Source organism: Thermodesulfobacteriota bacterium, assembly GCA_040758155.1.
Taxonomy (GTDB): Bacteria; Desulfobacterota; Deferrimicrobia; order Deferrimicrobiales; family Deferrimicrobiaceae; genus UBA2219.
The window spans coordinates 1-12,329 of record JBFLWB010000034.1 but is presented as its reverse complement, the minus strand read 5'-3'; the positions used below and the strand labels follow the sequence as shown (position 1 = coordinate 12,329).

Below are 12,329 nucleotides of genomic sequence, written 5' to 3'. Positions count from 1 at the left end.
CCGCTTCTCAGAAGTCCGTTCTTCATGGATTTGATCGATACGGCCGCATTTCCTCCTCCGATCGTGTCTTCCGACTACTCGACCGGTTTTCTTGCGACCGTTTCTTTCGATTTCATAAACTCAGACCAGAGCCAATTTGTTTTCTTTGACGTTACATCGCTGATGCAGCAGGCCCAAGCGCTTTTGCTCCCGTCTTTCCGGGTTCGGATCGGGTTCGATAATAATGTTTTTAACAGCGATCTCACCAAGACCCGGGGGCTTGTGGAAATCGAAGATGGCCCGAATCCGGCATTTGCCCCCGAACTGGTTGTTGAGTTCTTCTAGTGCTATTAAGATAAAGTCGGCTGTGTGCCGATATTTAGGTTTTTTGATGTAATATTTACCCGTGCCGGCCACGAAAACGCGGAAAAAGATCGCCGACCTGGGCGCGGTTGCGGCGGGCCTGGCCCACGAGATCCGCAACCCGCTGAATTCCCTCTACATCAACAGCCAGCTCCTCGAGGAGATGCTCGCCGAGCTGCCGGAATCTTCCGTTCCCCAGAAGGAGGAGCTTCTCTCCCTCGTCCGGGCCAACATGAAGGTGACGCAGCGGCTGAACGACACCCTCTCGGGCTTCCTGCGGTTCGCGCGGCCGCCGGCGATGGAGCTTTCGCTCGCCGACCTGAACCGGGTCGTCGCGGAGGTGCTGCGCTTCCTCGACGTCGACTTCGCCTACCACGGAATCTCCCTGAAGGTCCGTTACCACGCCTCGCCGCTGCCGCTGCTGGCGGACGACAAACAGCTCAAGCAGGCGCTGCTGAACCTGCTCCTGAACGCGCAGGAGGCGCTGGACAAGGAGGAGAAGGAGATTCGCGTGGCCACCGGCGTGCGGGGCGGCCGCCCGTTCGTGCGGATCCAGGACAACGGCCGCGGCATTTCCCGGAACGAACGCAGGCACATCTTCCGGATCTTCTACACCACGCGCCGGGACGGAAGCGGGCTGGGGCTGCCCATCGTCCGGCAGATCATCCACCAGCACGGGGGGAAGATCTCGCTCCGCAGCCGGGAGGGGGCCGGCACGACGGTGACCGTCTCCCTGCCCTTCGAGGCGCAGTTCCGCGCCATGTTCCCTGGGCGTCTCCCTCTGGCGCTCCCCGCGGGGACCGGCCGATGACCGGGCACGGACGGGTCTTCGTCTTCGACGACGACGCGGACAGTCTCCGGAGCGTCGTCGCGGCGCTTCGCCGGGACGGCTTCGAGGTGCTGCCGTTTTCGGACCCGAAGCAGGGGCTGGAGCGCCTGGCCGCCGAGGGCGGGGACGTGGTGGTCACCGACCTGCGGATGCCCGGGATCACGGGGATGGAGGTGCTGCGTCACGTGACGAAGTCGAATCCCGGCGTCCCCGTGGTGGTCCTCACCGCGTACGGCACGGTCGAGGGGGCGGTCGAGGCGGTGCGCTCCGGCGCCTCCGACTTCCTGATGAAGCCCGTCGAGATCCCGCGCCTGCGGGCCGCCGTCTTCAAGGCGGTCAAGGAGCGCGGGATGCACCGGGAGATCGAGCGTCTGCGGGAGGAGGCGGGACATCCTCCCGGGGTGGAGGGGATCCTGGGCGCCTCCCGCGCGATGGAGGAAGTCCTCCGGAAGATCCGGCTGGTCGCCCCCACGCGGATGAACGTGCTCATCACGGGGGAGAGCGGGACGGGGAAGGAGCTGGTCGCCCGGGCGATCCACGATCTGAGTCCCAGGGCGGGGCGTCCCTTCCTGCCGCTGAACTGCGCCGCGATCCCCGAGACGCTCCTCGAGTCCGAGCTGTTCGGCCACGAGAAGGGCGCCTTCACGGGCGCCACGGCCTCCCGCCCTGGGAAGTTGGAGAGCGCTGAAGGGGGGACGCTGTTCCTCGACGAGGTGGGCGACGTCTCCCCGGCGATCCAGGCGAAGCTGCTGCGCGCCATCGAGCAGAAGGAGGTGCTGCGGGTCGGCAGCTCCCAGGTGCTCAAGGTCGACGTCCGGATCCTGGCCGCCACGAACCGTGAGCTGAAGGCGCTGGTGGAGGAGAAGGCGTTCCGCGAGGACCTTTATTACCGGCTGAACGTCTTCGGCATCCAGGTGCCGCCGCTCCGCGAGCGACGGGAGGACATCCCGAAGCTGGCCGAGCATTTCCTGGAACTCCTGTCCCGGGAAAACGCGCTGCCTCGCAAGCTCCTCGCCCCCGCCGCGCTCAAGGCGCTCCTGTCGTACTCCTGGCCCGGGAACGTCCGGCAGCTCCGCAACGCGATCGAGACCGCAATGCTCGTCAGCGCCGGGGAGACGATCGGCCCCGAAGATCTCCCCGTCGAGATCACGCACACGGCGGTTCCGCCGTCCTCCGCCGGACCGATCCCGCTGCCCGCCTCGCGCACGCTGACCGAGATCGAGCGCGACGCCATCCGCGACGCCCTGGCCAAGACCGGCGGCAACAAGACCCAGGCCGCCAAGCTGCTGGGTATCGCCCTCCGCACCCTCCACCGCAAGATCAAGGAGTTGGAGCGTTAGAACGGGGACGTTCCTGAATCAGCAGAACTTCCGCAGAACCGGGACAGAGATGGGCTGGACCGTGCAGTTTTGGCACAGCTTGCCCGCCCAGGATACTGCCATAATGACATACCCATGAGGTCCTCCTTTCCGATTCCTGGCGCAGTTAATCATTAAATCAAAAAAATACAGGTAGTTATAAAGGTCAGGCCATTTTGGGCCGATTGGCATGAGACTTGATGTGTCGTTGTTCCGGAGGGATCGAAGGATGGCACAGACGGCCGGATGGAAAGTGGTGATGATCGCCGACGCGATGGCCGACGATTTCACCCCCATGGCGCCGGTCCTCGGCCTCCTGTCGGACGCGGGGGCGTTTCCCGAGCTGTGGAACGACGGCCCCGAGGGGCTCCGGCGATCGATCGCCGAGGAGGCGGATCTGGTAGTGGTCGACCTGGACACCCCGTCCCTCTGCGGCATGGACGCGCTGCTGCGGATCGCGCAGGTCGCGTCCCGCATCCCGGTGATCCTGCTGGCGCGGAAGGCCGGGATCGAACGGCGGATGTGGGCGCTCGAATCGGGCGCAGTGGGCATGGTGACGAAGCCGGTGGACGGCCGGGCGCTGTTCCGGTTCATCGATAAATTACTGAAGACCATATAACCGGGGGAGGTATCGAAGCGATGGCGAAAATCATCGGAATTGACCTGGGGACCACGAACTCCGTCGTGGCCGTGATGGAAGGGGGCGAGCCCAAGGTCCTCATCAACGAGGAAGGGAGCCGCCTGACTCCGTCGGTCGTGGGGTTCGCCAAGGACGGACAGATCCTTGTGGGCCAGGTCGCCAAGCGGCAGGCGGTGCTGAACCCGGAGAACACGATCTTCTCCATCAAGCGGTTCATGGGGCGCCGGTACGATGAAGTCGGCGAGGAGACCCGTCTCGTCCCTTACAAGGTGGCCCAAGGGCCGAACCAGGACGCGCGCGTCCTCGCCGGCGGCAAGGAATACACCCCGCAGCAGGTCTCCGCGCTGGTCCTCGGGAAGCTGAAGAAGGCCGCGGAGACCTACCTCGGCGAGCCGGTCAAGCAGGCGGTCATCACGGTGCCCGCGTACTTCAACGATTCCCAGCGGCAGGCGACCAAGGACGCCGGCACGATCGCGGGGCTGGAAGTGCTCCGGATCATCAACGAGCCCACCGCGGCGGCGCTGGCGTACGGCCTCGACCGGAAGAAGAACGAGCTGATCGCCGTGTTCGACTTCGGCGGCGGCACCTTCGACATCTCCATCCTCGAGGTGGGCGACAACGTCGTCGAGGTCAAGTCCACCAACGGGGACACCCACCTGGGCGGCGACAACCTCGACCAGCGGCTGATCGAGTGGATCATCGCGGAGTTCAAGAAGGACCAGGGGATCGACCTGTCGAAGGACCGGACCGCGCTGCAGCGGCTGAAGGAGGCGGCGGAGAAGGCCAAGATCGAGCTCTCCTCGACGATGGAATCGGAGATCAGCCTGCCGTTCATCACGGCGGACGCATCCGGCCCGAAGCATCTGCAGATGAAGCTTTCGCGGGCGAAGTTCGAGCAGATGGTGCAGGACATCCTCGACCGGACGCTCAAGCCGTGCGAGAACGCGCTCCGCGACGCGGGGATCTCCGCCTCGAAGATCGACGAGGTGGTGCTGGTGGGCGGCTCCACGCGCATCCCGAAGGTCGTCGAGATGGTCAAGAAGTTCTTCGGGAAGGACCCGCACCAGGGCGTCAACCCCGATGAGGTGGTCGCGGCGGGGGCGGCCGTGCAGGCCGGCGTCCTGGGCGGAGAGGTCAAGGACCTGCTGCTGCTCGACGTGACCCCGCTGTCGCTGGGCATCGAGACGCTGGGCGGCGTGATGACGAAGCTCATCGAGCGCAACTCGACGATCCCGATGCGCAAGAGCGAGGTCTTCACCACGGCGGCGGACAGCCAGCCGAGCGTCGAGATCCACGTGCTGCAGGGCGAGCGGGAGATGGCGGGAGACAACCGCACGCTGGGGCGGTTCCACCTCGACGGCATCCCGCCGGCACCCCGCGGCGTCCCGCAGATCGAGGTGACGTTCGACATCGACGCGAACGGCATCCTCCACGTGAACGCGAAGGACAAGGGGACGGGGAAGGAGCAGAAGATCACGATCACGGCGTCCACGGGGCTCGACAAGAGCGACATCGACAAGATGGTCAAGGAGGCCGAGGCGCACGCGGCGGAAGACCGCAAGCACAAGGCGGCCATCGAGGCGCGCAACCACCTCGACTCCCTGGTCTACAACACGGAGAAGACGCTGAAGGAGAACCGCGAAAAGGTGCCGGCCGACGTGGCCTCCAAGGTCGACGCGGCGCTTGCGGAGGCAAGGGAAGCGCTCAAGTCCGAGGACGAGACCGTGCTGAAGAACGCGGCGGACAAGCTGATCAAGGAGTCGCACGCCCTCGCGGAGCACATGTACAAGCAGGCGGCCTCCGCTTCGGCGGGACCCGCTCCGGGGGCAGAGGCGCCCGGCGGCAAGGCCGCGGAAGGGGACGTGGTCGACGCGGAATACGAAGACCCGGCGAAGAAGTGACCGGGGACAACATAAAGGGGGCCGCCCGCGGAGGCGGCAAAAGGAGGAAGACATGACGATCGTACGGTTTTGGGATCCGATGAAGGAGCTCTCGGCGATGCAGAACCGGATGAACCGCATCTTCGGGGAAACGTTCGGGCCTTCCATGACCCAGGCCGAACCGCCGCTGGCCGGGACCTGGTCGCCCTCGGTCGACATATACGAGACGGACCAGGAGATCGTCCTCAAGGTCGAGCTCCCGGGCGTGCCGAAGGAGCAGGTCCACGTGGAGGTCGACGACGGGACGCTGCACCTCAAGGGGGAGCGGAAGATCGAGAAAGAGGTGAAGGAGGAGAACTACCACCGGGTGGAGCGCGTCTACGGGCCCTTCCACCGCTCCTTCTCGCTGCCCGACACGGTCGATCCCGAGAAGGTGCGCGCGGAGCTCAAGGACGGCGTCCTCGAGCTGCGGCTCGGCAAGCGGGAGCAGGCGAAGCCGCGGCAGATCCAGGTCGGCGTGAACTGAAGGCCGAGAGGAGGGAGAGAAATGGCGATCGTTCGTTGGTGGGACCCGATGCGGGACATCTCCTCCATCCAGGAGAAGATGAACCAGCTCTTCGACGACACCCTGGCCCGCACGCGCGGGCGTGACGAGGGGTTGGGGACCGGGATGTGGACCCCCGCGGTGGACATCTACGAGAGCAACGACGCGGTCGTCGTCAAGGCCGAGGTCCCCGGCCTGACGAAGGACCAGATCGGGATCGAGGTGAAGGACGGGCTGCTCACCCTGAAGGGCGAGCGCAAGGTCGAGAAGGAGGTCAAGGAGGAGAACTACCACCGGATCGAGCGCGCCTACGGCACGTTCCAGCGGGCGTTCTCCATGCCGGCCACCGTCGACCAGGAGAAGATCACCGCGACCCTCAAGAACGGCGTTCTCGAGCTGATCCTTCCCAAGAAGGAGCAGGCGAAGAAGAAGCAGATCAACGTCGCGGTGAAGTAGATCGGCAGGACCGTCGGACGCGGGCGACCCGGGGGATCCCGGGCGTCCGCGCCGTCATGACGGCCGGGGGAAACCGATGGATCCGGGAAAGAATTATTACGAGATCCTGGGAGTCCCGGAGAGCGCCTCCACGGACGAGATCCGGAAGGCGTTCCGCCGCATGGCCAAAAAGCATCATCCCGACGTCAACCGGGGCGACAAGTCGGCCGAGGCGCGCTTCAAGGAGATCAACGAGGCGCACGAGGTCCTGAGCGATAAGAAAAAGCGGGGGGAATACGACGCGATCCGCAAGGGCGCGTTCACCGGCGGCCCCTTCGCGGGAGATCCTTTCGGGGGAGGGGGATTCCGCGCCGGCGGGCGGCCGACCGGGGGGTTCGGGGCCGGGTCGTTCGATTTCGGGGACATCCTCGGGCAGTTCTTCCGCGACGAGGAGGCCGGAGCTTCCCGATCGGGCATGGGCGAGGACGTCCGCGTGGAGGTCTCGGTCGATTTCCTCGACATGATCCGCGGCGGCGTCCGGGAGATCCGGTATCGCAAGCCGAAGAGCTGCTCCGGGTGCGGCGGCACCGGCAGGTCGGGACGGAGGGGCTGCCCGGTCTGCTTCGGCCACGGAGTGACGGAATCGGAAGAACGGGTGAAGATAAAGATCCCCGCGGGCGCTCGGGACGGCGCGAAGATCCGGGTTTCGTCCTCCGACCTGGTCGTCGAGCTGAAGATGCTGCCGCACTCCTATTTCCGGAGGGAAGGGAACGATATCTACCTGGACGTTCCGCTCCGCTTCTCTGAGGCGGTGAAGGGGGCCAAGATCGAAGTTCCGACCGTGGACGGCCCGGTCATGGTGACGGTCCCGCCGGGCTCCTCCAGCGGAAGGAAGCTGCGCCTCAAGGGGAAAGGAGCGCCCGTTCCCGGCACGACGGAGCGCGGGGACCAGTTCGTGGTGCTCAATGTGGCGGTCCCGAAATCGGCTTCGGAGGAGCTTCTGAAGCTCGTGGACCGGATGGCGCAATACGAGGACCCGGATCTTCGGAAGGGGTGGAACTGAAACGTATATAATGGAATCAATTATTAATGGGGGACGTCGGAGGAAATGATGGGCAATACGGTGAAAACGACCTTCCTGCTTGCGCTGTTGACGGTGCTGTTCGTGCTGATCGGGAAGGCGATCGGCGGGCAGTCCGGGATGATCTTCGCCTTCGGGCTGGCCGTCGTGATGAACGTGGGCTCCTACTGGTTTTCCGACAAGATCGTCCTGCGGATGTACGGCGCGCGGGAAGTGACGGAGAGCGAAGCGCCGCAGCTTCACGGCATGGTCCGCCGGCTGTCGCTGGCGGCGGGCGTCCCGATGCCGAAGGTCTATATCATGGACCAGGAATCGCCCAACGCGTTCGCCACCGGGCGCAACCCGCAGCACGCGGCGGTGGCGGTGACGTCAGGGATCCTGCGGATCCTGACGCCCGACGAGCTCGAGGGGGTGCTTGCCCACGAGATGGCGCACGTGCGGAACCGGGACATCCTGATCCAGACGGTGGCGGCCACCATGGCGGGCGCGATCATGATGCTGGCGAACATGGCGAGATTCGCGGCGATTTTCGGCGGCGGACGGGACGACCGCGAGGGCGGCGGAGGGATGTTCCAGATGCTCGCGCTTGCGATCCTGGCGCCCCTGGGGGCGATGCTCATCCAGATGGCGGTCTCCCGGTCGCGGGAGTACCTTGCGGACGAGACGGGGGCGAAGTTCTGCGGGAGACCGGAGTCGCTGGCCCGGGCGCTCGAGAAGATCTCGGGCTGGTCGCAGCGGGTTCCGATGGACGCCTCCCCGGCCACGGCCCACATGTTCATAATGAGCCCGCTGACCGGCGGCGGCATCATGAGCCTTTTCAGCACCCATCCGCCCGTCGAGAAGCGGATCGAGCGGCTGCTCGCGATGCGGGGGCTGTAACGACATGATGGAGATTTCGTTCTACCGGGAAAAGCTGTCCGAGTCGGGTCACCGGGTGCTGAACGCCTCGATCGAGGAGTCGCAGCGGCGGCACCACTATTACCTCGGGCTCGAGCATCTGTTCATCGCGTTCGCCGAGGAGGAGAAGGCGCTGTTCCGCGAGCTCATGGGCTCCATCGGGCTCAACGTCGAGGCGGTCCAGTACTCGGTCAACGAGCACCTCAACATCTCCCGCCAGTACCTGGGCGTCGGGCTGAAGGTGCCTCCGGCGACGAAGCAGGTGTTCCGGGTGGCGTGGGAGACGGCGCAGCGGAACCGGCGGTCGCAGATCGACGCCTCCGACCTGTTCCTCGGCATCTTCCACGAGGTGCAGTCCATCCCCGCGCGGATCCTGAAGAGCTACGGGGTCGACCCGTCCGTGGCGCTCAGCCGGTTCTCAGCGCAGCTCCGCAGCCGGGAGGAGAAGGTCGAGGAGTTCCGGAAGCGGTACGAGCTCCCGGCGAACCTGCGGACCTTCGCCGTCAACCTCAACCTCCTCGCCCGGGAGGGGAAGATCCCTCCCATCATCGGCAGGGACGCGGAGATCGACCAGATCCTCGAGTACCTGTGCCACAAGGACCGGTGCAATTCCGTCATGATCCTCGGCGATCCCGGCGTGGGGAAGACCGCCGTGGTCGAGGGGCTGGCGATGCGGCTCGAGTACGAGCCGCACCGGGTGCCGGAGCGGCTGCGGGGGCACCAGATCGTCAACCTGCAGATGAACACCGTGGTGGCCGGGACCGTGTTCCGCGGCATGTTCGAGGACCGCATCGAGAAGGTCATCGCCGAGGTCAAGGAGCGCAGGAACATCATCCTGTTCGTCGACGAGGCGCACACGCTGGTCGGGGCGGGTTCCGCCATGGGCGTGCCGTCCGACGCCGCGAACATCTTCAAGTCGGCGCTGGCGCGCGGCGAGGTGCAGATCATCGGCGCCACGACGGGCACCGAGTACAAGGAGATCGTCCAGGAGGACGAGGCGCTCGCCCGCCGGTTCCGCGTGGTCAGGATCGGCGAGCCGACGCTCGAGGAGACCCGCGAGATCCTGATGGGGCTCAAGCCCCGGCTGGAGGCGAACTACGGGGTGACCGTCCTCGACGAGGCGATCGAGTTCGCGCTCTCCATGTCCGACCGGTACGCCCGGTCGCTGCGGCTGCCGGACAAGGTGATCAACTGGCTCGACACCGCGTGCGTCCGGGTGGAGATCCGCGGGGACGAGGAGAAGGAGGTCACGGCGAGGGACGTCCTGGGGGTCATCTCGAGCGAGACGAAGAATCCCTCGGACATCATCCGCCGCGACGTGATCGACCGGTTCCGGGACATCGAGGAGCACATCTCCCGGCGGCTCGTCGGGCAGCGGGAGGCCGTCGCCGCGGTGGCCAAGGCGCTGCGGATGAACAAGGGGCCGCTGAAGGCGAACATCTACCGGCCGGACGGCGTGCTGATGTTCCTCGGCCCCACCGGCGTGGGCAAGACGGAGATGGCCAAGGCGCTCGCGGAGTACCTTTTCGGCGACGAGCGGCAGCTCATCCGCGTGGACATGTCCGAATATCGCGACGGCGCGCTGGCGGTCGACAAGCTCATCGGCATGCCGCGCGGCATCGTGGGGTCGGAGCGCGGCGGGATCCTGACGAACCAGGTGCGGGACAACCCGTACAGCGTGGTGCTGCTCGACGAGATCGAGAAGGCGGACACCTACGTCCACAACCTCTTCCTCCAGGTCTTCGACGAGGGATGGCTGACCGACGGCCGCGGGAAGAAGGTGTACTTCTCCGACACGATCATCATCATGACGAGCAACCTGGGCGCGGACGAGCTTTCGAAGCTCAGCCGCCCGATGGGGTTCGGCGAGGGGGCCGTCGACTTCGAGCCGGTCCGCAAGGCCGTCCTGAAGGCGGCGGAGAACCGGTTCACGCCGGAATTCATCAACCGCCTCGACGACATCGTCGTCTTCGCCCCCCTGTCGTTCGAGGAGGTCCGGCGGATCGCATCGCTCTACCTCGACTCGATCGCCAGGATGATGGCCGCCCAGGGCAAGACCTTGACCGTCTCGGACGCCGCCCTCTCGGCGCTCGCGCGCACGGGCTTCTCCGTGAAGTACGGCGCCCGGTTCCTGAAGCGCGGGATCGACGAGAAGGTGAAGATGCCCGTTACGCTGCACTGGAAGGAATCCGACCACTTCGCCGTCGAGGAGATCGGCGGGGAGCCGGTCGTAATAACGCAAAAGGTGACCGTCTAATGGCCGACGAAAAGGAAGACAAGGGGTTTCGCGTGATCGACCGCAGGGGCGGGGAGGCGCCGTCCCAGGCGCCGCCTCCTCCTCCGGAGCCGCCGAAAGCGCCTTCCGGGGGGAACCCGCAGGGAGCGGCGGGTGTCCAAGAGGGTAAAAGCGGTGCGGGGAAAGGCGCCGTTCCCCAAGGTCCCCCGCAGTTCCTCGACCTGGTCGAGTCGCTCCAGATGGGCGTGATGGCGAACCTCGGCATGCTCCAGTTGCCGGACGGCAGGCGTTCGCCGGTGAACCTGCGCGAAGCCCAGAACCTGATCGACATCATCGGGATCCTGCAGGAGAAGACCAAGGGGAACCTGGACGCCACCGAGGAATCGGTCCTGCGGGACGGGCTCTACCAGCTCCGCATGGCCTTCCTCGCGGTCCAGAAGGCGACCATCCCGGACCTCGGAAAGGGAGGTAGCGTATAGTGGTCAAGAAAGGCAGGGTCCTCGTTCTCCTGGCCGCGGCCGTGGCCGCGGGGATCGTCCTGGCGTCCGCGTTGGATCTATCTCCGTTGACGCACGCCCTGACGGGAGGGAAGGGGAAGGCGGCCGTAGTGCCGGCGGCGGCTCCCGCGCCGGCGCAGCTTCCGTCCGCGGGGTCGGGCGTCCGGCTGGTCCCCGTCGACATCTCCGCGCTCGTGAAGAGCGTGTCGCCCGCGGTGGTCAACATCTCCACCACCCAGGTGGTGAAGTTCCAACGGCCGCAGCTTCGATCCCCGTTCGGGCGGCAGGATCCGTTCGACGAGTTCTTCCGCGATTTCTTCGGCAACATGCCCCGGGAGCAGAAGCGGCGCTCTCTCGGCTCGGGATTCATCGTCTCCGACGACGGCTACATCCTCACGAACAGCCACGTCGTGGAAAGGGCCGACGAGGTCACCGTGACGCTCCTCGACAAGGAGGAGTACAAGGCGAAGGTCGTGGGGGCGGACCCGAAGACCGACATCGCCCTCATCAAGATCGCCGCGAAGAAGAAGCTCCCGCACGTCGACCTCGGCAGCAGCGAGAAGCTGGAGGTGGGCGAGTGGGTGATGGCGATCGGCAATCCCTTCGGCCTCGGGCACACGGTGACCGCCGGGATCGTCAGCGCGAAGGGGCGGATCATCGGCTCGGGCCCGTACGACGACTTCATCCAGACCGATGCTTCGATCAACCCGGGCAACTCCGGCGGGCCGCTCTTCAACCTCAGGGGCGAGGTCGTCGGGATCAACACCGCGATCGTCCAGGGAGGGCAGGGGATCGGATTCGCCACGCCGATCCAGATGGCCAAGGCGATCTTAGGGCAGCTCAAGGACAAGGGGAAGGTGACCCGCGGGTGGCTCGGCGTGTTCATCCAGCCGCTCACTCCCGAACTGGCCGAGAACCTGGGAGTGCGCGGCAGGAAAGGGGCGCTGGTCGCCGACGTGACGAAGGACGGCCCCGCGGAGAAGGCGGGGATCAGGTCGGGCGACCTCATCACGGTCTTCAACGGGAAGGAGATCGGGGACGAGCACGAGCTCCCCGGGATGGTGGCGGGGATCAGGCCCGGCACCAAGGTCACCGTCAAGGTGGTCCGCGAGGGGAAGGAGCTTTCCATCTCGGCGACCATCGCCGAGATGGAGGGGGAGCCCTCGCTGCGCGCCTCCGCCGAATCCGAGACGGCGAAGGGGACCGGGCTGACGGTCCAGGAGATCACGCCGGAGCTCGCCAAGAGGCTCGACATCTCGAACGCCAAGGGCGTGCTGGTCACCTCCGTGGAGAGCGGATCTCCCGCGGACAACGGCGGGTTCCAGGAAGGGGACATCATCCGGCAGGTCAACGGGCAGCCGGTCCCGGGCGCGGCCGAGTTCTCGAAGCTGATGACCAGGTTCAAGGGGGACAAGACGATCCGGTTCCTCGTCGAGCGGGGAGAGGTCCGGCTGATTCTCGCCATATCGACAAAGTAACGACCGCCGGTAATTCGCGGGCGCCCGGGGACCTCCGGGCGCCCTGTTTCCCCCTGTCGCAATATGAGGTTTTCGGAGGATATCGATGATATCGATGGACAAGCTCACCGTG

The 12,329-nt window shown here is 65.9% G+C and carries 12 protein-coding genes; all 12 read left to right on the top strand.

The features are described 5' to 3' along the window. Positions 1 to 324 (top strand): hypothetical protein (locus AB1346_02140; GenBank protein ID MEW6719230.1); only part of this gene is annotated, 324 nt, incomplete at its 5' end. Between the two features lie 61 nt (positions 325 to 385). Next, entirely contained in the window at positions 386 to 1,153 is a 768-nt protein-coding gene (locus tag AB1346_02135; GenBank protein ID MEW6719229.1) for a HAMP domain-containing sensor histidine kinase, read from the top strand. Further along, entirely contained in the window at positions 1,150 to 2,511 is a 1,362-nt protein-coding gene (locus tag AB1346_02130) for a sigma-54 dependent transcriptional regulator (protein MEW6719228.1), read from the top strand. Before AB1346_02135 ends, AB1346_02130 begins: the two co-directional genes overlap by 4 nt. 247 nt (positions 2,512 to 2,758) lie before the next feature. Then, complete coding sequence (locus AB1346_02125; protein ID MEW6719227.1) at positions 2,759 to 3,148, top strand: response regulator; 390 nt, start codon at positions 2,759 to 2,761, stop codon at positions 3,146 to 3,148. Between the two features lie 20 nt (positions 3,149 to 3,168). Then, complete coding sequence (gene dnaK, locus AB1346_02120; protein MEW6719226.1) at positions 3,169 to 5,070, top strand: molecular chaperone DnaK; 1,902 nt, start codon at positions 3,169 to 3,171, stop codon at positions 5,068 to 5,070. A gap of 52 nt (positions 5,071 to 5,122) precedes the next feature. After that, positions 5,123 to 5,575: an Hsp20/alpha crystallin family protein gene (locus AB1346_02115; protein ID MEW6719225.1), complete on the top strand. Its 453-nt coding sequence runs from the start codon at positions 5,123 to 5,125 to the stop codon at positions 5,573 to 5,575. 21 nt (positions 5,576 to 5,596) lie between these two features. After that, positions 5,597 to 6,049 (top strand): Hsp20/alpha crystallin family protein, encoded by a 453-nt coding sequence (locus AB1346_02110; GenBank protein ID MEW6719224.1) that lies wholly within the window; start codon positions 5,597 to 5,599, stop codon positions 6,047 to 6,049. Positions 6,050 to 6,125: 76 nt separating this feature from the next. Further along, entirely contained in the window at positions 6,126 to 7,091 is a 966-nt protein-coding gene (locus AB1346_02105; protein ID MEW6719223.1) for a J domain-containing protein, read from the top strand. Between the two features lie 48 nt (positions 7,092 to 7,139). Further along, the gene (gene htpX / locus AB1346_02100) at positions 7,140 to 7,988 is read left to right on the top strand and encodes a zinc metalloprotease HtpX (GenBank protein MEW6719222.1); all 849 of its coding nucleotides are present in this window, start codon (positions 7,140 to 7,142) and stop codon (positions 7,986 to 7,988) included. Positions 7,989 to 7,992: 4 nt separating this feature from the next. Next, positions 7,993 to 10,263 (top strand): ATP-dependent Clp protease ATP-binding subunit, encoded by a 2,271-nt coding sequence (locus AB1346_02095; protein MEW6719221.1) that lies wholly within the window; start codon positions 7,993 to 7,995, stop codon positions 10,261 to 10,263. Then, positions 10,263 to 10,721: a DUF1844 domain-containing protein gene (locus AB1346_02090; protein MEW6719220.1), complete on the top strand. Its 459-nt coding sequence runs from the start codon at positions 10,263 to 10,265 to the stop codon at positions 10,719 to 10,721. The genes AB1346_02095 and AB1346_02090 overlap by 1 nt, the downstream gene beginning before the upstream one ends. Then, positions 10,721 to 12,217 carry a DegQ family serine endoprotease gene (locus tag AB1346_02085; protein MEW6719219.1) on the top strand — a complete coding sequence of 499 codons (1,497 nt, stop codon included), beginning with the start codon at positions 10,721 to 10,723 and terminating at the stop codon, positions 12,215 to 12,217. The genes AB1346_02090 and AB1346_02085 overlap by 1 nt, the downstream gene beginning before the upstream one ends. Positions 12,218 to 12,329 lie beyond the last annotated feature (112 nt).